Source organism: Mycolicibacterium arenosum (assembly GCF_024320865.1).
Lineage (GTDB): Bacteria > Actinomycetota > Actinomycetes > Mycobacteriales > Mycobacteriaceae > Mycobacterium > Mycobacterium arenosum.
This window is the reverse complement of the sequence record NZ_JANDBD010000017.1, coordinates 34,687-56,677: the sequence shown is the minus strand read 5'-3', so window position 1 is coordinate 56,677 and position 21,991 is coordinate 34,687. Positions and strand designations below refer to the sequence as shown.

21 protein-coding genes and 1 pseudogene are annotated in these 21,991 nt (G+C 68.5%); 11 read left to right on the top strand and 11 right to left on the bottom strand.

Translation table 11 applies throughout. The annotated features are described in order from the left end of the window. Nucleotides 1-531: 531 nt before the first annotated feature. From NM203_RS33245 to NM203_RS30440, 6 genes are all read right to left on the bottom strand, one after another. Nucleotides 532-2,778: a serine/threonine-protein kinase gene (locus tag NM203_RS33245; protein WP_308212864.1), complete on the bottom strand. Its 2,247-nt coding sequence runs from the start codon at nt 2,776-2,778 to the stop codon at nt 532-534. A 337-nt stretch (nt 2,779-3,115) separates the two neighbouring features. After that, a complete protein-coding gene (locus tag NM203_RS30460) occupies nt 3,116-3,943 on the bottom strand; it encodes a hypothetical protein (protein ID WP_255064560.1) in 828 nt (275 codons plus the stop codon). Between the two features lie 485 nt (nt 3,944-4,428). Further along, nucleotides 4,429-5,442 carry a hypothetical protein gene (locus tag NM203_RS30455; protein WP_255064559.1) on the bottom strand — a complete coding sequence of 338 codons (1,014 nt, stop codon included), beginning with the start codon at nt 5,440-5,442 and terminating at the stop codon, nt 4,429-4,431. Between the two features lie 550 nt (nt 5,443-5,992). Further along, nucleotides 5,993-6,325: a hypothetical protein gene (locus NM203_RS30450; RefSeq protein WP_255064557.1), complete on the bottom strand. Its 333-nt coding sequence runs from the start codon at nt 6,323-6,325 to the stop codon at nt 5,993-5,995. 308 nt (nt 6,326-6,633) lie between these two features. Next, nucleotides 6,634-6,786 (bottom strand): hypothetical protein, encoded by a 153-nt coding sequence (locus NM203_RS30445; protein WP_255064555.1) that lies wholly within the window; start codon nt 6,784-6,786, stop codon nt 6,634-6,636. A gap of 11 nt (nt 6,787-6,797) precedes the next feature. Continuing rightward, nucleotides 6,798-6,962, bottom strand: coding sequence for a hypothetical protein (locus NM203_RS30440; protein WP_255064553.1), 165 nt, complete (start codon nt 6,960-6,962; stop codon nt 6,798-6,800). Between the two features lie 188 nt (nt 6,963-7,150). Between NM203_RS30440 and NM203_RS30435 the strand changes: the two genes are divergently transcribed. The 4 genes from NM203_RS30435 to NM203_RS30420 all read left to right on the top strand — a co-directional run bounded on the left by NM203_RS30435 (nt 7,151) and on the right by NM203_RS30420 (nt 9,415). After that, a complete protein-coding gene (locus NM203_RS30435; protein WP_255064551.1) occupies nt 7,151-7,585 on the top strand; it encodes a hypothetical protein in 435 nt (144 codons plus the stop codon). A 252-nt stretch (nt 7,586-7,837) separates the two neighbouring features. After that, nucleotides 7,838-8,266 (top strand): hypothetical protein, encoded by a 429-nt coding sequence (locus NM203_RS30430; protein WP_255064550.1) that lies wholly within the window; start codon nt 7,838-7,840, stop codon nt 8,264-8,266. A gap of 4 nt (nt 8,267-8,270) precedes the next feature. Then, nucleotides 8,271-8,495 carry a hypothetical protein gene (locus NM203_RS30425; RefSeq protein ID WP_255064548.1) on the top strand — a complete coding sequence of 75 codons (225 nt, stop codon included), beginning with the start codon at nt 8,271-8,273 and terminating at the stop codon, nt 8,493-8,495. Nucleotides 8,496-8,647: 152 nt separating this feature from the next. Next, nucleotides 8,648-9,415 (top strand): hypothetical protein, encoded by a 768-nt coding sequence (locus NM203_RS30420; protein WP_255064547.1) that lies wholly within the window; start codon nt 8,648-8,650, stop codon nt 9,413-9,415. A gap of 74 nt (nt 9,416-9,489) precedes the next feature. Here the strand turns inward: NM203_RS30420 and NM203_RS30415 are convergent, their stop codons facing one another. Both NM203_RS30415 and NM203_RS30410 read right to left on the bottom strand, forming a co-directional pair. Further along, nucleotides 9,490-10,326, bottom strand: a complete 837-nt coding sequence (locus tag NM203_RS30415; protein WP_255064546.1) for a ParB/RepB/Spo0J family partition protein — start codon at nt 10,324-10,326, stop codon at nt 9,490-9,492. Further along, nucleotides 10,326-11,033 carry a nucleotide-binding protein gene (locus NM203_RS30410; RefSeq protein ID WP_255064545.1) on the bottom strand — a complete coding sequence of 236 codons (708 nt, stop codon included), beginning with the start codon at nt 11,031-11,033 and terminating at the stop codon, nt 10,326-10,328. The genes NM203_RS30415 and NM203_RS30410 overlap by 1 nt, the downstream gene beginning before the upstream one ends. A gap of 2,260 nt (nt 11,034-13,293) precedes the next feature. Between NM203_RS30410 and NM203_RS30405 the strand changes: the two genes are divergently transcribed. Both NM203_RS30405 and NM203_RS30400 read left to right on the top strand, forming a co-directional pair. Next, entirely contained in the window at nt 13,294-14,088 is a 795-nt protein-coding gene (locus NM203_RS30405; RefSeq protein WP_255064544.1) for a ParA family protein, read from the top strand. Continuing rightward, nucleotides 14,081-14,497 (top strand): hypothetical protein, encoded by a 417-nt coding sequence (locus NM203_RS30400; protein ID WP_255064543.1) that lies wholly within the window; start codon nt 14,081-14,083, stop codon nt 14,495-14,497. The genes NM203_RS30405 and NM203_RS30400 overlap by 8 nt, the downstream gene beginning before the upstream one ends. A gap of 59 nt (nt 14,498-14,556) precedes the next feature. Here NM203_RS30400 and NM203_RS30395 read toward each other — a convergent pair whose 3' ends face one another. The 3 genes from NM203_RS30395 to NM203_RS30385 all read right to left on the bottom strand — a co-directional run bounded on the left by NM203_RS30395 (nt 14,557) and on the right by NM203_RS30385 (nt 17,076). After that, a complete protein-coding gene (locus NM203_RS30395) occupies nt 14,557-15,207 on the bottom strand; it encodes a WhiB family transcriptional regulator (protein WP_255064542.1) in 651 nt (216 codons plus the stop codon). Continuing rightward, nucleotides 15,204-16,229, bottom strand: coding sequence for a helix-turn-helix domain-containing protein (locus NM203_RS30390; protein WP_255064540.1), 1,026 nt, complete (start codon nt 16,227-16,229; stop codon nt 15,204-15,206). Before NM203_RS30390 ends, NM203_RS30395 begins: the two co-directional genes overlap by 4 nt. A 661-nt stretch (nt 16,230-16,890) precedes the next feature. Further along, nucleotides 16,891-17,076: a hypothetical protein gene (locus NM203_RS30385; protein ID WP_255064538.1), complete on the bottom strand. Its 186-nt coding sequence runs from the start codon at nt 17,074-17,076 to the stop codon at nt 16,891-16,893. A 100-nt stretch (nt 17,077-17,176) separates the two neighbouring features. On the opposite strand from NM203_RS30385, the pseudogene NM203_RS30380 reads away from it, so the two are divergent. The 5 genes and pseudogenes from NM203_RS30380 to NM203_RS30360 all read left to right on the top strand — a co-directional run. Continuing rightward, nucleotides 17,177-18,199 (top strand): annotated as a pseudogene (locus NM203_RS30380) (IS110 family RNA-guided transposase); the annotation flags it as partial. Between the two features lie 194 nt (nt 18,200-18,393). Then, nucleotides 18,394-19,347, top strand: a complete 954-nt coding sequence (locus tag NM203_RS30375) for a hypothetical protein (protein ID WP_255064535.1) — start codon at nt 18,394-18,396, stop codon at nt 19,345-19,347. A gap of 123 nt (nt 19,348-19,470) precedes the next feature. Then, entirely contained in the window at nt 19,471-20,358 is an 888-nt protein-coding gene (locus NM203_RS30370; RefSeq protein ID WP_255064533.1) for a helix-turn-helix domain-containing protein, read from the top strand. A gap of 382 nt (nt 20,359-20,740) precedes the next feature. Then, nucleotides 20,741-21,433: a GAF and ANTAR domain-containing protein gene (locus NM203_RS30365; protein WP_255064532.1), complete on the top strand. Its 693-nt coding sequence runs from the start codon at nt 20,741-20,743 to the stop codon at nt 21,431-21,433. 231 nt (nt 21,434-21,664) lie between these two features. After that, nucleotides 21,665-21,982 carry a hypothetical protein gene (locus tag NM203_RS30360; RefSeq protein ID WP_255064530.1) on the top strand — a complete coding sequence of 106 codons (318 nt, stop codon included), beginning with the start codon at nt 21,665-21,667 and terminating at the stop codon, nt 21,980-21,982. Nucleotides 21,983-21,991 lie beyond the last annotated feature (9 nt).

The window sequence follows — 21,991 nt, the reverse complement described above, 5'->3', positions numbered from 1 at the left end:
GCACCTCTGTCGCGGCGCAGCCCAACGGCGCAATCTGCGTGACCTCGGCGCTCGGACCGACAACGAATACGGCGAGATCGAATATGGCGGGTTACCGGTAGGCCACCGCATTACTTGTTTATGCCGTTGTCCTACAACACATTGCGTGATACAGCGGCGCGCCGATGATCTTGCGGGCCGCAGGATGCACTGTCCCTGCGGTTTTCATCCGCCGCTTGAAGTGTCGAACCTGCCGGTGGTGAAGCGTCAGACGAATCGGCTCGGTGCGGCCAGGAGGGATGCGGCTAAGCGTGTCGGAGCGGGCGCTTGTCAACAGCGCCGCTCCCCCGCCGGGGGACTGATGCAGGGCGTGAAAGTTGCCGTGCGTGGGCGGCAGTAGGGACGAGGTCATGCTTCTGACCCAGTGGGCTTGTTATCGCTGCGCGCGTCGATCACGATGACGTCCTCGAGAGCTCCAGAATTTCCTGCTGTTGCTCTTGCAGCTGCCACGGAGTCGGCGACACGCCAACCGCGGCGAGTGAGCGTCGCCCGCTACGCGCTGTTGACGAGGATCGCGTACTGCGCGGCGCCGCGCTGACGGACGTCGTCCTCCTGGGCCGAACCCACGAAGGCGACGTACCGGTCGAATGTCACGGCGCACGCGAAGCGGGCGTTCGGGCGATCCTTCCAGACGGACTGCTTCAGTTCGTAGCAGTGCGCGTCGTCGACACCGTCGGGAGGTGCGATGTCGCGATCGATCCGTGTGGGCCGGTTGGCGTCGATTATCCGGGGCAGCAGGTCTTTCGCCGCGGCGTCGTCACGCGCCCGCAGGAGGTTGCCGTCGGGGGTGATGGCACATCGATCGACGCCGGCCTTGTCGAAGAGCCCGGCCTTCAGGACCGCCGGACTCCGGCAGGTGATGACCGCTCGGGGACCGAGGGTGCCGTGGGTGCCGGAGATGGGCGGCTGCTCGCCGGCGACGAACGCCCTGCGGAGCATGTCGTCGGGATCCGGCGGGAGTTGGGTGAACACGATGTCGAGGATCGGGGTGAGATCCGACAGCATCGGCGCCTGGAGGTCGAGGACCTTTCCGATCTGCACTGCCAGGTCGTCGAAGTAGTCGTCTCTCTTGGTCACGCCCCCCTGGCCCCAGTTGATCGTCACGGCATAGGACCCGCTGGCCAGGGTCGCCACCATCGACGAGTCGGCCGGGTCGTAGTGCGCGTGAGCCTGCGGATGGCCGGGAATCGCCATGCGCTGGTTGTTCGGGTTCACCGCGAAGTCGACGTCGTCGATCGCCGTCGCCGCCCGTGAGGCGGCGTCGGCGTTGCGGTAGGCCGTCACCAGCAGGGTCAGCGTCTGCCTGAACCCCACGCCCGGAGAGTGGTCCGACTGGCCGATCCGGGTGTAGGAGGTCTGCATGCCGTACTGCCGGAGCACGGGTTCGATGACCGGGCTCCCGGTGGCGGAGACGAACGTGGCGGCGAGCTTGGGATCCGGTGTGACGGCTCCGACGATGTCGTCGAGCATCGGGTCCACGTCGTAGGGGTTCACGACACTCTCGGCCAGTCGATACCCGGCGAGGTACCGGCCCTCCTCTTCGGTCGCCGTGGCGGGCAGCGGCTTGGGCTGGGTGTCGTACCTGCCCACGTCGAGGCTGCCGAGATCGACGGCGGCCGCCGCCGGCTGCTTGGCCGTGCCGCCGGTCTGCGTCCAGATCACGACGCCGACCGCCAGCACCACGACGAGGCTTGCGGCCGCTGCGACCAGCGGCCAACGCCTGCGCGTCACGCGTCCCGGTGGGTGGGGTGACACACCGTACGACGGTGCTCGGGTACCCGATGGCGGCATCCCCGGTGGCGGGCCACCCGGACCCCACGTCGCCGGCGGTCGCGTCGGGGGTGCCGGGCTCCCCGACTGCCAGGGCTGGGTCGTCGCTCCGATCGGCGACGACGGATTCGAGACGACCCCACCACCGAGGGCCGCCTGCGCCGCTCGGGCCAGAGCGCCCGCCGTGGCGTAACGGTGGGGGGGCTGCTTGGCCATGCCCCGGGCGATCACCTCGTCCAATCCGACGGGAATTCCGCCGACCACGCTCGGGCGAGGCGGAGGTGCAAGCAGGTGCGCGCCACTGACGCTCACCCGGTCGCCCGTGAACGGTCGCGATCCCGTGAGCGCCTCGAACAGCACGCAGGCCAGTGCGTAGACGTCGGCGCTGGCGGTCACCGCGGCGCCGTCCCCACCGAACCGTTCCGGGGCCATGTAGGCCCAGGTGCCCAGCACGTCGCCGTGCTGGGTCAGCTTGGTCTCGGCGGCCGCGTTGGCTATCCCGAAGTCCACCAGGTACGCGAAGTCGTTGGCAGTCAACAGGATGTTGGCCGGCTTCACGTCACGATGCAGTACGCCCGCGGCGTGCGCGGCGTCGAGGGCCGAGGCGATCTGGCTGACGATCGCGACCGCCCGCGGCGGCGACAGCCGCCCTTCACGCTCCAACGTCGTGTCCAGGTCGACGCCGTCGATCAGCCGCATGTCGACGTAGAGCTGGCCGTCGATCTCACCGGCCCCGTGGATGGGCACCACGTGCGGATCGCGCAGCCGGCCCGCGATCCGAGCCTCCCGCTCCAACCGCTGCCGGTACGCGGGATCCTGGGCGTAGCTCGCCGAGATCAGCTTCAACGCGACGGATCTCCCCAGCACGGTGTCCTCGGCCTCGAAGACACTGCCCATCCCGCCGCTGCCCACCAGCCTCGTCAGACGATAGGGCCCGAACTGCGCGCCGACCCCCAGCTCACCGTTCACGACCGCGTGTCCGGCTCGGCCATCGAGGACCTCCTTGGTCGATCGCGACGTCGTGACGTTGCCGCAGGGCGCCGGTCCACCCTACTGATCGGATCCGTCTCACGATTCCCCCGCCCCCGCCGAGGCCAACCCGTCGGTCTTCCGCATTCGAGCCGGCCCACGCAGAGGCGAGAGGACATCGGCAGGATCGTCGAACTCACCACGGCTACGTGGATTCGGTGGTCCACGCCGCCGTCACCTCAGGTCGAGTGTCGGTGGTTTGGTGGAGACTCAGCGCTTCCGCTGACGTACGCAGTCACGTCACCCGTCGAGGTACCGCCGTCGGTCGTCCCGTAGATCAGGGGAACTTCACCTCACCCGACAGCGAGACGCTGAGGTCGTAGGCCGAGAACATGCCGACGTCGACACCCGACATATCGGGTCGGCCCCAGGACGCGGTGCCGTCGACGCCGTCGCTCGGCGGCCTGACCTTCGTGGGGCACCGCGGCGGTGCGAACACCTTGGCGCCTTCGCACGGGGCGAACGCATCGGCGATCGCCTTGTCCACGGCTGCGGTCCCCTTGTCGTTGAGTTCGTAGGTGGCGTCGATTCGTCCGGTGCCCATCGTCGACAGCGCGTCGAGCAGCAGCGGTTGCGCGGTGACATCGAGGTACGAGTTGGAGCTGCCGATGTCGGCGTAGCCGGGGAAGATGTAGAGCGGGCCGGAATCGAACCCCTTGCCGAATACGGTGAGCGTGTTGCTCGCGTCGTTGTTCGAGGTGGCATAGGGCTTGTCGATCTTGATGGCCGCCGTCTCGAGCTTCCAGTTCTCGTCGTCGTCGCGCTTCACCCGGAGCTGAACGTCTTGAACCGTGTCGCCGAAGTTGACGGCGACGTGGACCGTGCCCATGCCGATCGCCTCCATGCTGGAGTCGTTGTCGAGAATCCGGATGTTGGAGATCGGCATCTCGGCCAGTTGCTTCCGCAGGATCGAGTCGGTGAGCAGGTCGGTGTTGGCGGGTTGGGCGCTTCCGTAGGACAGTGCCTTCTCCGCGTCGCCGTCGGACAGTGCCTGCAGGTAGGCCTTCACCGTGTCGCCGGCAGACAAGCTGGACGAGCCTGCGCCGCCCAGCTTCCGGATGGCGAAGTACCCGCCGAGGCCGACCGCGGCGACCAGAACCACCACGACGCCCAAGATCAGCAAGCGCGACTTGCGAGGCCCGGCAGGTGGACCCGCCTGCGAATCACCCCACGGGGGCGATTGCCGACCCACCGGCGTCCCCCACTGCTGCGGATGGGAGCTCGGCGGCGGTGTTCCCCACGGTTGTACGGCTGGAGGCTGCTGTCCCCACCCCGGCGGAGTGGACGACTGTTCGGGCCGGTTACCCCAGGGCTGCCGATAGGGCACGGGTCCATCACCGGTCGGTCGAGCCGCTGGGCGCTGAGACGCGCCCTCCGGATTCCTCGTGTCATTCCACCCGCCGCCCGCCGGGCCGCCTGGCCAGTTGCCCATCTTCGTCTCCTCGCTCTCCACCGTGGGTCGCGTCGTACCTCGCGGCGGGTATCCGAAATTCCTTGTCTGCGTGCGTGTTAGGGCTGTGTTCTCGATCCAGCCGTCCCGGACGACCAGCAGGGCGGACGCCGCGGTTCGGCTGGCCACCCGCCTTCAGGTCACTGACCGGCGGCGATCTTTCCGATCTCGCGATGGACCTGCACCGCGATGTACACGTGCAGGATGGCCAGCAGGATCGCCGCGACCGTGACGATGAGCAGCCCCACGCTCGTCGACCCGCCGTAGGGCAGATTCGCAAGCAACGTGAACGCCGATATCGCGTAATAGGCGGCGCCGAGGTATCCCAGCGCTCCCACCGCGCCGACCCCGTACACGATGAACTGGAAGGCCCGCTTGGTGCCGATCGCGATGAGCACGAATGCGGTCGCCGCCCACGCCACCTCCATCAGCACCAAACCGATGACGCCGGGCATCATCGCGAAGACGGCTACCAGGACCAAGCCCGCGATGAACGCCACCACGGCCAGAGGGTCGGGTTGATGGGCCCGGTAGCTCTGAAACGCCGGCAGGGAGAACAGTTCACCGTTCACGCCGCGACGAAGGAGTCGACCGAGAAACGAGTTGCCCTTGTCGATCGCGGCGCGCATGTCAGCACGGTAATCACGCGGCGGCGCAGGCATTCCCGGCGGCGGTCCGGGAACACCGAACTGAGGCGGCGGTGCAGCTGTGCCGAACGTCGGCTGTGGTGGTGCCGGCGGCCTCCAGCCCGGCGGTGGACCGGAGAGCGGTGCTCGCCCCGCCGGCCCGACACCGGGGTACGGCGGCGGCCCGGATGAGATCGGTCCCGGCCGCCCGAGGGGTGGGGCACCCTGCTCTCGTCCCGCGCGGGGCGCCGGGGCCGGCGCGGGCACCGGCTGTCCTCCGGGTGTCATCAGACGGGTGCGATCCTCATCGGCGGCGGGCTGCGGTGTCGCCATCCTGCGGGCCTCGACCTCGCCGAAACTCCCCACCGGGACCGTGAGGTCGTCGGTGCCGGATGTCGGCGATGAGCTCGCAACGCGGTAGAGAAGGCGCGCTGCCACCGTCTGATCGTGATCGCCGGAAGTCGGCTGCACGAGCCCCTCTTCGCGTGTGATCGGGCTCGGTGCGGCCTCGCCCGGCTTCTCGGTCATGGCAATCCCCTCTGTGTCGAGATTCGGTGTCGCGGCGTGCTCGCGCAACGGTTATCGGTCGTCCAAACCTTCGTTGCCGCAGGCCCTTCTTCACTCTTTCGGGTGGCTGCGAAGTGCCGGCTTCAATCCTCACACGCCGCGTGGCGTGCTCCCTGCACCAGTTTCGGGCCTCGCGTAACAGGACCGGCCGTCGTCGATTCACGCGAACTCGCGTCGGTCAGCGCCGCGACGCCGGGCGGGACACCACCTCGGCATTCCGCTTTCCGAGCGGAGGTGGAACGCCGCCTGCGGTGTTCCGCACGCCCGACGCGGCAGACGCGTCGGCTCAGCAGTCCGACCCGACTCCTGCAACACCGCGCATCAATCAGCCATCAAGCTGCCCGCCTGGATTGGCAGATCTCAATCACATCATCGCGAATGAGTACTTCGCCGTTGTCAATGACTGGTAGAGGGCCCTTCTCGCAGTTCGGCAATCCGGCGAACTACTTGAACTGCAGGATCAAGCTCATGTCGGATTCGGTACCGGCTGCAGATGGCGCTGATGACGCATTCAACGGGAAGCGTTGTCGGGTAGGCGATCTCGTCGAGTAGGATCGTAGTTCTCGACCACGGCGTAGCGGCTTGTCGGCGGTCGATGTCGCTGTTCGGGTAGCAGGCTCATAGTGGTCACCTGCAGCGGCGAGGTCATCGAGCGGGCCGTGTCGGCATTGCGGGACGCCTTGTCCAATCGCTCGAGCGTCTGTTCCCGTCGGTCGGCGTTGCCGGCGGATCGGGAGGCCAGGAGCCGCAGCACCGCCTCTGGGATCTCGTCATTACCGCCGTGTGCCTCGCCGACACCGGCCTGACTGGACGCCGGAACCGCTGGTTCGACGCTGGCCGGCATGATGGGATTCCAGGTCGTCCGGGCCGTCCTGTTCGGCGCATGAGGTCGGAATTCCCTGCTGCACTTAATTTCTCGCACTTCGAATGTCACGCGACAGCCGCCGAGTTCGCCTGTAGGCGCGGTGTCACCGTGACGGAGCGTCCACCGGATCGGTCCCGCAGTTAGAGTCGGAAGTACCTCAACTCCCTCGCCCACAGCGCCGTTTCGTCACGGTGACACTACTCGATGCCCCGTTTCCCGGAGAAGAAGGCCGCGCTTTCAAGAGGGGGCGTTCCGACCGCCACGTCAAAACGGCGCTACGGCTCGAGTTAGGACGCGGCGGTGAGGTTGCTCATCGCGAGGTCGCGCAGGAGTCGCGGAACGCTGACTCGGCGACGCTCCGCCTCCTGTTGGATGGTCTCGAGGTCGTCGGGTAGGAAGCGCACCGCGACCAGCTCGCTGAGTCGACGCGTCTCGGACACGGTCGCTCGTTTCAGGAAGCGGCGCTGAGGGTGGTCAGCGTGATCTCGCGGAGGAGTTGCGGAACGCTGATCTCGCGCCGCGTCGCCTCCTCCTGCAGAGTCTCCAGATCATCGGGCGAGAACCGCACCGCGACGAGCTTGGTGAGTTGACGCGTCTCGGACTTCCGTTTCCGCACGGCCCCTCCTCTGTTCTCGAGCGGTGATCACGCTGCGTTGACAATGCCGTTAGTCTACGACACCTATGCTGCTAAATAGGAGCATCTGCGAGTCTGCATGGTCGGCATGTCGCTATGATGCTCCTAACGAAGAGCATGAATGCAGCTAGGGAGGCACACCACGACCCCGACACGGTCGTAGCGTCGCGATGACCGCTCCGAAGCAACCGCCGCCCGGCGTGGAGACCACACCGGGCGGTCCCGTCGTGTTCTTGAAGGACGCGGCCGCCCGGCTCGGCAAGGATCCGCGAACGGTCATCCGCGCCATCACCGCGGGCCAGATCCGCGGCGGTGCGCTCCCCCGGCCTGAACGTCTGCGCTGGTACGTCTACGAGGATCAACTGCCGACGTCGCCCGGCGTCGCCGCACCCGTCGACACGCGCATCGACGAGTTGCAGGCTCGGCTGGTGTCGATGACCGAGGCGAACCGGCTGCTGATCGCCGCGCAGCAGGATCTCCTGGATGCCGATCGCGCCACGAGTGAGGCGGCGGATCGGTATCAGGCGGTGGCGCGGAACTACCTCGACGCGCTCGCGCAGTTCATGACCCCGGGCAATATCGGGGAGCTCACCGAGCAGACCTAGTGCAGGACGACACCGCGCCGTGTGCCGGCGTGCGCTCCGTCCGACATCTCCTCCGACGGCGGACGCTCGTCGGCGGGTGCGCGATCGCCGATCGGTGCCCCGTGTGGACCGAAGGCGATCGCCGACTTCGGCGCGTTTCGACCGGTGCCGGACGGCTATTACACTCGCGTACAGCATGTCTCGACGATGAGCGCGGCCGAGCTGACCTCTCGGCACAACTGCTGCCGATCGACGACTCACACGGACTTGACGATGGTGAAACGTTCGAACCCCGCCTTCGACCTCCGCCTGCGATCGGCAGTCGAACAGCTCGGTCGGATGTGCGCCGTCATCGAGGTCTCCGTGATTCGCGCCGAGCGCACGGCCCACACCAGCGGCGCGGCCGTCGCCCGCGTCGCCGCGCACGACCACCACCGAGTGGAGACCATGCGCAGCCGCGTCAAACGGGATGCGATGCGGCTCGCACGGCGCGCGTCCCGGACCGGTGATCTGCGCGTCGTCCTCACCCTCGTTCGGCAGGCCGACGCGCTGTCACGACTCAGCTCGTGGGTGCCCGAACTCGTCGCAGTGGGTCGCGACGCGGCCACAGTCGACGATCGCGATTTCGGTCGACGGACTTCGGAGATGAACCACGCCGTCGCGCTTGGTGGCATCCCTTCACCACCTGATCCTGCGCGGTGATCGGGTGGCCGCCGACAGGTTCGCCGGTGCCGCCGATCGCTATCGTCGAGCACTCGACCCGATCATGGCCCAGTCGGATGGCGGCGCCGACCTTGTCGACCGCGCGCAGCGCGTCTACGCCGAGATCCTCCTCACGGCGGTCGTGATCGCTCTCGCAGCGCGCACTGGCGTTTCCTCATCGCCCGTTCGGAGTCGCGACGCGGATCGGGATGGTGATTCCGTCCGGTAGTCTCCGATCGGTCGGCGCATCCCGCGTCGACGCCGGACGGTAAGACCACAGGCTGTATGCACACCCAGTGCACGAGGCCGTCATCACGTCGTCACCCTGATCCCCGCGCGTCGTTCGCCGGGCCGTTCATCCGTCAGTGAAATACTGACGGGGTGGCTTCCCGCCCTAAAGTGCATCACTTCGAGGTCTCCAGGGCCATCGAGATGATCGCCCGGCGGCGCAAGAAGGTCGACGACCTCCACCGCGACCGATTGCCCGACTCGCCCCTCGCCGATCCCCGCGAAGTACTCGACTACCTGCGGAAACACAGTGGTCCGAGCATACCGCGGTGGGTGCTTCAGGCCGATGTCTGCGACGCGCTGACCTTGAACAACCACCTGTGGTGGGAGGACCGGCGCCGCGAGTTGCACTTCCTCAAGGCCGGCCGCGACCGCGGTCTGTTCCTCGCGCAGATCGGCTCCCAGGTCGGTGTCGGCAAGCAGGGCGTGATCGATCGGATCGACCGGTTGGAGGCGCTCCTGCGGTACGACCGCCCGGACGAGAAGATCAGCAGGACCGAGCGTCAGGCTCAGCGAGCGGCCCGCGATCGGCGACCCACCGAGCAGGCCTGGCTCGCCGAGCACCACGAGGAGCTGCTCGCCCTGGTCTCCGACATGCTGCACCAGGCGTCCCGGTACGAATTGCCCGACGACGACCGTGAGTGGCTCGACGAACTGCGCATCGACGCCGGCGCCGAGGACTTGACGCCCGCCACGATGGTGATCCTCGGTCTGGCGTCAGCCGAGCTGCGTACGTCGCGCGCCGTACTCGCGCTCGAGAGCACTCGACCGCACGCGGTGCATCACGTGCTGAGTCGTGCGGACGCGCTGCGCAGTGCTTTCGCCGACCTCGGAAGTCGGGAGCCGAAGGGTCCCTCGTGACGCGGCCGACCGCCTGAGGTGCCGTCGGCTGCGACGCGGGCGCGAACTCAGCCGGCTGTACCCCGATTCGCGCGTTACGCCGTCCAGAGCGCGACTAACCGGGCGACCCCGTCATCGCCGAGGTGCGTCTTCAAGGCGTCGGCGAGGGCCTCGGGTTTGGCGTCGAAGTCCGCGATCGCCCTGGTGATCACGCGGGCAGGACTCTCGGGGCGGGGGGTATCCGAGCCGCTCCCCCGTCCACCCTTGTCCTTCTTGTCGAGCGAGGCCCGCCACCGGGCCACCTGCTGCTCCATGGGGACCTGCGCCAGGTTGCGAGCTTCGCGGATGGCGAGTTCGCCGCGGCGCAGGGCGGTCTGCAACTCGGGAGCCAGCTTGAGCAGCGCTCGCCGCTGCGATACCCACGCCGTCGTCCGGTGCAGTCGGGCGGCCGCCTCGTCGCCGCGGCCGCATTCCCGTACCAGCGCCTCGACCGCCTTGGCCTCTTCGATCACGTCGAAGTCCTGCCGGTCGACGTTCTCGGCGATCGACGCCGAAATGAGGGTGACGCGGTCGCGCGCGATCTCGTCGTTGACGACGACGGAGAGATCGGTGCGGCCGTACTCGTGGGCTGCGGCGAGGCGGCGGCAGCCGTTGACGACGACGTAGCGAGCGGTGATCGCGTCGTCGGGATACAACGCGAGGTAGGCCCTCTTCGTCACCGCGACGACGGGCTGAAGCTGGATGTCGGCGATCGACGCCAGGTTCGCGAGATCACCGAGGTCGTCACGCGGGTTGCGCGGATTGGCGACGAGGTCCTTGAGCGGCATCTGTCCCGCCGCATTGGACGGGGCGGCGACGAGCCGTTCGACCGGGGAGTTGTCACCGACCGCACCGGCCAGATCGGCGAGGCTGGTTCGTGATCCGCGGGCCATCATCGACCTCCGATGTTCAGTTCGAGAGCCAACTTGTAGAAGTCCTCGCGAGCCTGCAAAGCCACTCGGTTCGCGGGGTACTCGGTCACGACCAGGCCATCGGCGCTGGCTCGGGTGTGCAGCTTGTAATGACGGATCACGCTGTTGGCCAGTGGCCACCCGTTCGCCTTCACGAAGCCCTTCGTCTCGTTGAGGTCGTGCACGCCGTCCCGCGGATCCCAGTTGTTGACGACCACGAGGTAGGGAACGCCACGCGGCTTCAGCACCGTGTTGATCGTCCGGGCCGTCGGATCGAAACTGAGCGGCTCGGGCTCGATCGGGACGATCGCGAGATCCGCCATGTCCAGGACGGTGCGCAGCACGTCGGCGGCCGCTCCCTCACCGAGCGGATCACCCGAGTCGCCGTCGGCGCTGAGGTCGATCCACCCCGGGGTGTCGACGTAGACGTGTTTGATGCCGGGCAGGTTCTTCAGCTTCTTGAGACCGGCCAGATCGTCGTGCCCCTGGGCGATGTGGAACGGCAGGTCGTTCACCCGGGACGCCCACCAGACCGCGGATCCCTGCGGGTCCACCGACAGGGCGAGTACGGGCGAACTGGCTTCGGGATCTCCGGTGTTGAGGACGTCGGCGGTGACGGCGGCCAGATTGACCGCGATGGTGCTCTTGCCGACTCCGCCCTTCTGATTGAGGACGACGTGTACAGCCATTAACAGGCCTTCCGTGTGCTTCCCCCGCTCAAACGCGGAGTACTTCGGATGGAACGGCTTGAGAATACCGATCTACCAGCGCAAACGGCGGACCGACACGCGCCGTCACCACTGGCCGGGTGGACCGCACGGTTCATGGGCAAACTTCCCAGAAGTGCGGGAGGCGCTTCGAGAACCCCTTATCGGCACCGTTTCACCAGGTCAGTGCGTAGTCGGATGATTAACCGCGGTTAATCGGCTAACACGGAGGCGGGTAGGCGGTCCGCGCCGGGACGCCGGATGGGACGGACCTGTGCGGGTCCGTGAACGCACCGCGGCCAGGCGCAACGCCTGCCGCGGCGCCGCGCATCCTCGGCGCTCCATGGGACCGGGCCGGCGCCCCGCACCATTCGTCCCAAGCTCGCGCACCGCAGTCCGCGAGCGCGTCCTCGGGGTCCCGACGTCGGACGCGCCGTGTCCGCCTTCCGCGACACCTGGAACGCCGTCTCCGATGCTCGTCCCGCGATCCAGCCGCGTGCAGCAGCCTGCCGTCACAGCCCGCGGAACACGCGCGTCCCGTCGGGCCGAGGGCGTTGAGCGGTGCACGTCGGGGCCCACCGCCGGGTACGGCGAGGATGGGTACTTCGAAGAGCAGAGGCCTTCGCGTCACGTAGTCCGCGGTCGCAGACGTTGTCAGCGCCTCGACCGAGCAACCGAACAGCTGCCCGAGCGTCGCTGGGCACGCCGGTCCCGCTGCCACTCGGCCGGAGTCGCGCCGATCGAAGCGGCGGCGTGGTCATGGACGTAGGGCCGGACGGAGAAGTCCTCGCCGGGATCCGAGTTCGGCGGTGACTGTCATGCCACGCCGGCCGCCGTTCAGTCGACGGTTGGCAGCGTTCTCGAGCGCCTACAACGCGCGGCTGCGACAGGCCACGAGTCCCCGGTATCGCTCATCTGCCCGGTGCGCGAGGGTCCGTGGCATCTGCTCCCGATCGGGCCGCACCGTCGAAGCCGCCCGTGGCGAGCTCCCCTACTCCCCTACTCCCCTACTCCGAGAGCCCAGGCGGAGTCTGGTGTCGCCGGATGCGCGAAACGATTTCGCATGAGGTCGACGGCTACAGTTCCGGCCGATCGCGGCGTGGTGGCCTATCGAACCCTGCGCGGGACCCGACACCGAGCAACCACACGCCGATTATCGAAGAAGCCGATCGCGATCTAAGCCGAACGGCCGATGATGTCGGTCCAGCGCCGAACCGTCGCGCGTCGTCGCACACCGCATTCCTCGTTCCGGCGCCGCCACGCAGCACTCACGGTTGGGCTTCAACGCGGCGTGTTCCCGCGCGCGTCGCCGCGGCGCGACCCCTGCGCCGTCGCCTAGGTGCGCACCTCCGACTGAGTTGCGGGTTGGCGCGGTGCTGCACGGATTTACAACACACTCCCCGGCCGACGGCACCCACTCGACCGACCGATGACGGCGCGGACATCCCCGTCGACTACTCGTGTCTGCGGCGGCACGGCCTCCGCGAGGCGCGAACGGAGTAGCCGGAGTCGAGTCACACGGTGCACCTCGACCCCGTGCGTCACAGTGACGGAACGCGACGGTGCCGCTGGACATCGCTCGAGTGCGGGCCCCAGCGGCTCTGAAACCCCGAATCACTATATGATCCGATCACCGGGTGACAGTGTCCCGCGGACCGGCCGCTCCGGGTCGGCGGCCATCCGGACATCCGGTGATCCGGTGATCCGGTGATCCGGTGATCTGATCACCCGATCACACCGTCACCGGTGATGCCCGCTCACCGCGTCATCGTGTCACGCGGTCACTCGATGACCGCGTCACCTCGTGATCGCATCACGCCGTCGCACCGCGACCGGGTGACGGGGCGACCCGATCACCGCATCACGCGGTCACACGATGTCGGAGTGATCGAATCGCAGCGCCATCGGATCACCCGGACACGGAATCGCGGCACGGCATCACGTGGTCACCCGATCTCCCGGCGATCCCGTGGCGCGATCACTCGGCGATGTGGTGTTCGGATCACGTGGCGATTCAGTCACCGGGTCGCGACGTCACCCGGCCACATGGTGACGACGTCACCGAGTGGCCGGATCGCAGCGTCGCCGGATCACCCCGTGGCCCGGTGAGCGCATCACCGAATCGCCGGGTCACGCGATCATCACAACATCGCATCACCGTGTTGCGGCGTCGCGTCGCGACCAGGTGATGCGCTCACGCGGTGATTGACTCGCTGTAACCGAAGTGAAAGGAGTGACTGTTGTGAAAGCGGAAGTGATCGCGATCGCCAACCACAAGGGTGGCGTCGGCAAGTCGTTCACGTCGGTCAATCTCGCCGCGGGGCTCGCGAGGGCCGGCTGGAGAACACTGCTCGTCGACTGCGACCCGCAGGCCAACTCGACGTCGATGTTCGATCCGGACGACGACGTCGAATGCGACGTCTACGACCTGATCAAGGAGGTGGCGCCGATCGAGAAGGTGCTGCGGCCCACCCGCATTCCGAATCTCGATCTGATTCCCTCGACGCTGGCGGTGGCCAAGCTGGATCAGGAGCTCGTGACGATGCACCGCCGCGAGAGTCAGCTCGCCCTGGCGCTGCAACCGGTCAGCCACGACTACGACGCCATCATCCTGGATCTCTCGCCGAACCTGGGTCAGCTGGTGATCACCGCGCTCAGCGCGGCGGACTGGTTGATCGTCCCCACCGATGCCAGCAAGTGGGGCAGGCGAGGGGTGAACATGTTCCTCGAGTGGTCCGACATCCTGCGTCGACACCAGGTGCTGTCGGCGACGTTGCTCGGCGTGCTGCTCACCAAGTACGAGGACCGCACGCTCATCAGTCGCGACACCTTGAAGAGACTCACGGCCGACGGACTGCCGTTGTTCACCACGACGATCCCGAAACGCACCGCCGCCGAACGGATGGTCAACGAACTGCTGGTTGTCGGCGACGAGAACGCCGACGCCGATCTCGCTCAGGCGTACGCGCATTTCACCGTGGAAGTGATGAGCCTCGTGGACGAGGGTCGACGGAACAGAGGGAAGCATCATGCCTAAGAAGGACACGAACGCCGCCGTGCTCGGAATGTTGTCGACCGTGGGGGAGCGCACACGGCCCCTCGCGGCCGAACCCGAACAGGCGCCCGCCCCGCCGGCGGCCGTCGTGGAACCGTCGGCGACGATCGCGGAGTCACCGGCACCCGTCGCGCCGGCACCGGTCGCGGCCGCACCCGAGCCGCAGCAGTCCGCGACGGTGAGCACGCTTCCCGGCCCCGCGACCGCGGCGGCCGAGCAGAAGGCACCGCGCACCCTGCGACTGCAACCCGGCACGGCCCACGCGTTGCGTGACGCCTGGCTGGAGGCTAAGCGCGATGACGTGCTGCTCACGGCGCAGGACTTCGCGTCGGCTCTGATCGAGGAGGCGCTCGCACGCCGGCGCCACCAGCGGGCGGCCGCCGCGCGCTGACGATTCATCGTCACGCCGGTGGTGCCGATCAACCGCGGTTAATCGGCACCGTTCTCCGGTCACGCCGATTCCGCGTCCGCAACGGCGGTGTCGACCTCGGTCAGCTCGCCGGCGCGCCCCAGCAGGACCCAGCGGGCGGCTCTCCAGTGGACCGGGGTTCGTGCCGCGGCACCGGTGGACACCACGACGAAGCCGTGATGCCGCATGAGATCGGTTTCTGCACAGACCATCTCGGCGCACGGACTGCACGCACTGAACACCTCGGCGGCCGACGTCGCCTCAGCCGGGTCCCTGCCGGGGACTCGGCTGAGGTGCCGGTCCCCGCTCAGGCGGCATCCCGGCGCCATCACCTCGCAGTGACCCGATGCGCGCGCATCCACTGCGGCGGTGACCGAGCAGCGGGGGAGTGGTCTACGGCGGGGGAGTGGAAGGGCCGCACGCCGGGCGGGTGCCCGGTTCGGGCTCGGCGGCGCCGCGCGGCGCGGGGGCGGCCAGTCCGCCGCGATCGCCTGCAACCACCTGACCGCCGGTTCGTGGTCGCCGTCGATCCAGACACCCGCCCACATGCCCTCCCTGGTACCGGCGCGCAGCGCCTCCCCGGCGCACTGGCGACGCGTCGGACACCGCAGGCAGGTCACCAGGGTCTCGACGCGGCGGCGACGGTCGAACCACCGGTCCGGATCCACCGCGCACGGCGGGATGCCGGTCACGACGTCGCCCCCGCCGGGCCGGATCCGCGAACCCGCATCCGCTCGGCGACGTCGGCCAGAGCCCGGCGTACGGCCTCGCGTCCCGGCCCGGACAGCGCGGCCCGGCCGGCCGCCCGCGCTCGATGCGCCTCCTCGCGTTCGACGAGCTGACGGGCCACCCGCCGCCGCGACTCGGCGAGTTCCTCCTGCTCACGGGCGACGTCGAGGGCGGCGGGTCGCTCCTCGAGGTTCCCGTGTGCTGCGAGGATGTGCCCCAGCAGACCGATCGGCTTGTGCGGGGCGTCGGGCATCCAGTGGCCGGTCCCGATCCAATCGGTGATCAGCTGGTTGACGTCCCGCGGAGTCCAGCCGTGCTGTGCCGGCCCGGCGAGGACGTGCACCCACGGCGTCCCGGTGTGGAAGCGCCTCGCCCAGGGTGGGCTTTGCTCGTCGCGGACCCATTTGTTTGCCAGGGCGACTGCCCGGCTGTCCGGGCTGGTCCGGCGCCCTGCGCCGGCACCACCGGCTTGCCGGGGTCGGGTGGTGAGTTCTCTCTTAGGTGAGATTGTGTAAGCAGCTTTAGACCCTCCGGGATGGGGTGACAGCACCCGAAACCGGTTGTCGTGCAACGCCCACACCGATGCCCAGCCGCGGCCACGGTCACCGACGCGCCAGCTGGCGTAGCGCTCGACGCGGGTGCGCTGGCGCCCCCTCATCACCTCGGTGGCCACGCCCAGCAGGCGCAGCGCCGTCGACGCCCGCTGCACGGTGCGCACCGAGAGGCCGGTGACGGTCGCCAGCCTGTCGTTGGTGGGCCGGCAGTTGCGTCCGGTGCGGTGGTCGGCGAAGGAGGCTCTGGCCTCGGCCACCTTCACCAGCGACTTCAGGCTGATCGGGTTGTTCGGCATGACGGGGCGCACGTGGGTGTCGTAGCGCTCCCGATAGGCCGCCGGTACCGTCTCCTCGGCCCAGCGACGCGCCCGTCCACTCCAGCACGGCACTGCGGCCCAGGGGTTCTCGAGTTCGAGGACGATGCGCGGCATCCGCTCGAAGCAGTGCGCGCTGGCGCGCTGGATCCAGATCGGCGCGGTACGGGCGGTGCCGCGCCGCGGCGACTGCCGAGAACACCCGCGGTACGGGCCGTCGGCGGTGAGGGAGTGGTCACGGCGTGCGGTAACTAGACCGTGCGCAGGGCGTGCGCTACCGTGGAATGCGTCTCTCATGACGATTCCTTCTGGTGAGGGTTTTGCGCGAAGACACCCACGGCTCGAGCGGGAACTCGAGTCGGCCGACCCTCGGCCCTACGGGCCGGGGGTTTCGCCGTGTTAGCGGCGCTTCGTTCAGTTGTGGTGGTGAATAGGGTTGCGCCGCTGCGGAAGCCGGCGCGGACCGTCCTCTCGTCGGTGGCCGTGACGTGTTGTCGTACGACGCCGGCCGGTGGGTTGATCGGGCGTCCCGACGGATATCCGTCCTCCGTCGGGTGACGGATATCCGTCGTTCAGAGTGAAGAATGCCGTACCGGCGGGGGAATTCCACGGTGACACGCCGTAACACCAGTCACACGAGTCACGGTGCTGTCGACGCCGTCGACACATCCCGAGCGTCCGACGCGACGACGCCGCGCCGCCCGATGCCGGTACCGAGAACAGCGCTGCGGCATGCGGTGGTCCGGCGGATCCCGGTGCCGGCGTGACGGTCCCGACCTCACCGCGTGAGAACGTGCGACACCGCCGCGGTCACGATACCGTCGAAGACGTCCCGATCGTCCGCGTGGCTCTCCAGGAGATTGGTGCCGCTTCGGCTGGCGTGATACCCCAGTGCCCGCATACCGAGACGGACACACCGGCGGACCCGGCGTCCGCCGGTGCCGGTGGCGTTCACCCGGCGCATGGCTGTTCCAGTTAGTGCCACCCCCGAGGTTGGCTCGCGTGACGAAGTGCCGGACCGGGTGACCCACCGGACTCGGGCGGGTCGGCGGGTCGGAGGCAGCGTGCACGTGATCGGCGTCGACGCGCACAAGCGCAGTCACACCCTGGTGGCGGTGGACGACATCGGACGCAAGGTGGCCGAGAAGACCGTCCAGTCGACGCGGGAGGGTCACGCCCAGGCGATCCGGTGGGCGGCCGATCGTCTCGGCGGTCTCCTCGAGTGGGCGATCGAGGACAACAGGGCCGTCACCGACCTCCTCGAACGGGATCTGCTCGCCGCGGGCCCGTGGAGGGTCGTGCGCGTCCCGCCGCACCTGATGGCGAGGGCCCGCGCGTCGGTGCGCAACCACGGGAAGTCCGACCCGATCGACGCGCTGGCCGTGGCGCGTGCGGCCCAGCAGAATCCCGACCTCCCCGTGGCCGTCCACGACGCGGTGTCCTGGGATCTGCGCCAACTCGTCGACCGCCGCGAGGACCTCGTCCTGCAGCGGGTGGCGATGATTCATCGCGTGTACCTCCGCGTGCACCTGATCGAGCCGTCGCTGGCGACACCCACCCGACTGGAGAACCGCGGTCGACGCGAATCGCTCAGCGCGTTCCTGCGGACCCGCACCGGGTTGCTGGCCGAGCTGGCGCGCGACGAGGTCGACGACATCGAATACCTCAGTCGTAGAATCGATTCGCTGACGCTGAGAATCGTCAATCGCGTCGACGAACTCGGGTCGTCGCTGCTGTCGATCTCGGGATGCGCCCATCTGACCGCGGCCAAGCTGATCGGCGAGGCCGCCAACGTCGACCGCTTCCGCGACGAGAGCGCGTTCGCCAGCTACTGCGGTGCGGCACCCGTGCCTCGCTGGTCGGGTGCGACGGCGGGCCGGATGCGCGCGTCACCGTGGGGCAACCGCCAGGTCAACACGGCGCTTCACCGCATCGCCGTCGTCCAGATCACGAAGCGGGGACCCGGTCGCGCGTACTACGACCGTCGACGCAGCGAGGGGGATTCCGGAGCGGAGGCCATTCGCAAGCTGAAGCGCAAGCTGTGCCGGCTGGTGTTCAACCGGCTGCGCGCGGATTACCTTCAGCGGCAGGCCAACCCGCACAGTCGGTCGCCGATACCGGCGATCGAGGAACGGCTTCCGGCGTGGCTGGACGTGGTGAGGCTCGGCGCCGCGCTGACCGCCGAGCGCGAGGGGTCGCGGATGGCACCTCCGCGGGTCGACGCGGTGCGACCCGGCTCGGCGGACGACGCGATGCCGACGGGCGAGTCGAACGCGGTGCCGTGAGCCGGCGGCGAAGCGCCCCGTGGGCGGCCACCGGCGTTCCCGACGCCCGTCGGCAGTGGTGCCGCGCACTGGATCTCACCGTCGAACGCCACGCGCGGGCACTGGAGCCCCGTCCCGGAGCGGGCCCCGGTGAGCGAATCCGCGCACGACGGCTGCGCGACGAGCTGGCGGCGGCCATCGAGGTCATGCGGACCGAATCCGAAGCGCTGCAGGCGGCCGACCTCTACTGGGCGTCGCGGGACATGGTCGACGTCGCGGTCGACGCGGCACCCGGTCTTCCGGAGTGGACGCCCGGCCTGGCGGCTCCCTGCGCCAACGGACTGCTGTGCTGGGCCAAGCCGGCGGGGTCCGTCCCCTACAGCGGGCCGGGCGGGGGTGACACCGACGTCCCGTGGGACGGGGTGTGGTGGTGGACTCGCGCCGACGGCCGACTCCAGCTCATACCCGCGTCGCGTTTCACCGGCCACACCGAGCTGTTGGACCCGTACGAGGTGTCGACTCCGCTGTGGGCCGCCGGCTACACCCTGCTCGTCGATCCGGACCGTCCGCGGACCGAGGAGGCCGACGGCGTCGGGGACGTGCACCCCCTGATCAGCGTCGTGGGGGCGGCGTGGCTGTTGATGGGACAGCCCAACGTCACCGAGACGCGGGTGATCGCCGACCAGCGCCCGATCGGGGGACCACCGAGCGCGCCGGCGGCCCCGGACCCGCGGACCACCCCGCGGGTGACCCTCGTCGACCTGCGCCGTCCGGCGCGCACCGCTCGCGACGAATCGGTCGAACACGCGGCACGGCGATTCGGCCGTCGGTGGTGGGTCGGTGGACACTGGCGGCAACAGGCCTGTGGCGCCGGCCTGGCGCAGCGTCGGCCGACCTGGATCGCGCCGTACGTCAAGGGACCGGTCGGCGCTCCGCTGGTGTCCGACAGGGTGTTCGTCTGGCGGCGGTGACGGGGACGCGACCACCTCGGCCGGCCACCGCCGGTTGCTCGATGTTGTGAACAGTTCCAGGTCACGACGTGCCGCTCGTGTCCTATGAGTTCACCGACCACGCATGTAGCATCTCGGGCAACCATGGCGACAAGGCAGCGCAGGGACGCGGACATCGGCACCGGCGATCCGCACGGCGTGGGCTCTCCAGCCGAGGGGTCTCCCGCGTCCACCGGCGAGATCGACCCGACGGAGGCACGCCCCGACGTCGCGCGACTGGCCAGGTACATGAACGGACGGCTGCGGGAGCTCGGTATGAGCCAGCTCGAAGCCAGCAAGCTGGGGTTCGTGTCCCGGTCCACGCTCAACCTGATCGGCAAGGACGACCGCGTCCCCGGTCGCAACACGCTCGAGAAGCTCGACGACCTGCTCGGCTGGGAGCGGGGTTCCTCGTACTCCGTCATATACGGATCCGCGCCCGTTGCGCGCGAGGCCAACACCGGCGCGCAGCATCCTCCCGTCGTCGACGTCGGCGCCGAGGACGACTACGAGAACCTCGGTCGCTGGATCGAACGGCGTCTGCGTCAACTCAACATGAGCAAAGCGCGTTTCGCCGAGGTCGGCGGTCCGAGCCGAACGACGATCGCGACCCTCGGTCAACCCGGCCACCGGCCGACGTCGGAGACGCTCGACCGCATCGACACCCACCTGATGTGGGAGCCGGGTTCGGCGCTCGCCGCACTCAAGGGCGGCGTCCCGATCAACCGCGGACCCGCCGTCGCACCGCATCCCGCGCTCGTGCCGCTCAGCGCGATTCGCGACCGACTCAAGGTCATGAGGGCGCGGGCTCAACGCCAGAGGGCGGCCCTGGACCAGTTCGAGGCCGACATCGACGACGCGATGAGGTACGTCGACCTCGTCGTCGGGGACCTGAGCGACCTGCGACGAAGGATGACGTCGTCGACGGAGAGCTTCGGACCGGATCCCGACGACGGGGCAGAGCCCGCGGACGGAGACGACGCTTCGTCGTGACGGCTGGCCGAGAGGCCACCCGCGATGCGGAACTCACTGCGCCCAAGGGCTTTTCGGCGCCGGCCAACCGTAGTGACAGAGTCGGGGCAGATCCGCCGCAGCGGCCGGCCGCCTAGATACTCAAACGACCGGCTGGCGGGTAGATGAATCACACCCGAAAGCCCTGCCGCCGCGCTCAACGAGTCGACACCCGGGCGGACACGTGGACCGATTCCGTTGCCGCGGTCCGGCGTTCGACCGGTCACCGGTGCCGACGGCTCCCATCCCGCCGATCGAGCGTCTCAACGGTGAAACGACTGTCCCCGCAACTCGTTTGCTGTGAACCGGTGATCAGTACGACGAGAACACGTTAAAATCCAAGACCATCCTCTAAGCTCCGAAGATGAACGAGCGTTCTTCGCTCCAATTAGTCGAGGTTCTACGCAATCTGGCGATCGAGATGCGAGCCGAGCCCGATCCCGATGCGACGCTGCGCAGAATCGTCGCGGCCGCGGTCGACCTGATACCAGGCGTTTACTGGGCGGGTGTCTCGTCGGTTCGGCAAGGGCGCGTCGAAGCGGAGGTCCCGAGCGACGATGTCGCGCGAGCGCTGGACCGGCGCCAGAGTGAGCTCGGCGAGGGACCCGCCATCGACCTTCTGGTGGATCAAGGACGCGTGATCATCCCCGACCTGCGCATGGAAACACGCTGGCCACGATTCGCGCAGTCCGCCGTTGAGCGGAACGTCCAGTGCCTGGCGATGTTTCGGCTGTTCCTCGACCGCGACTCACTCGGAGTTCTGACCCTGTACGGCTCGGAACCCGACGTCTTCGACGAGGACGCCGTTCTGCACGCGGAGATCCTGGCTCAACACGTGTCCTGCGCTATCGCCGGGGCCCGCGCCGTGGACCAGATGCACCGCGCGATTGCGAGCCGCCAGGTGATCGACCAGGCCAAGGGCGTGCTGATGGAGCGTCTCCACGTCGACGCCGTGATGGCGTTCGGATTGCTGGCGAGGATCTCCCAGGACACGGGCACGACGTTGACCGAAGTCGCCGAGAACGTGATCGAGACGGCCCAGCACGAATCCAGTTGAGTGGTGCGACGGCGAGTCGACCACCGCGCCGACCTCATTGCAACCGAGACGGTTGCGGAACCCGGTGCCGACTCATCGAGCCGTACCTCGCCGTACCGGCTTTCCGTCGTGACACCGGGTACGGCCGAGGCGAAGCGAAGGCGGGACCTTGCACCCATCCGCGGAATGATCCACACTGATAAGGCAGCGAATGCAATTTGTGAACGTGGATAAGGCAATGGGAGGTGGACTGTGACGGAGCCCGAGATCACGCTCGACAGCGATGCGGCGGCCGCAACGGCGGCGACTTGGCGGGACTACGCCGTCGAGGTACGCGCACACGGCGCCCGCGAGGCGATGCCCGCCGACACGCTGCGCGCGGCGCTCGGAGACGTGTACTCCGAGTACGCCGACGCCAAGACGAACGAGTACGCAGCACGCCGTGCCGCCTACGAGCGGGTCGCCCGGCACGCCGAGGGTCACGCCGACCGACTCGACGGCACCCGCACGATCATCACCGAGACCGACGACGAGCACGCCGCCCGAATTCGCGGCATCGCCGACCTCTAGCCGCCCTTA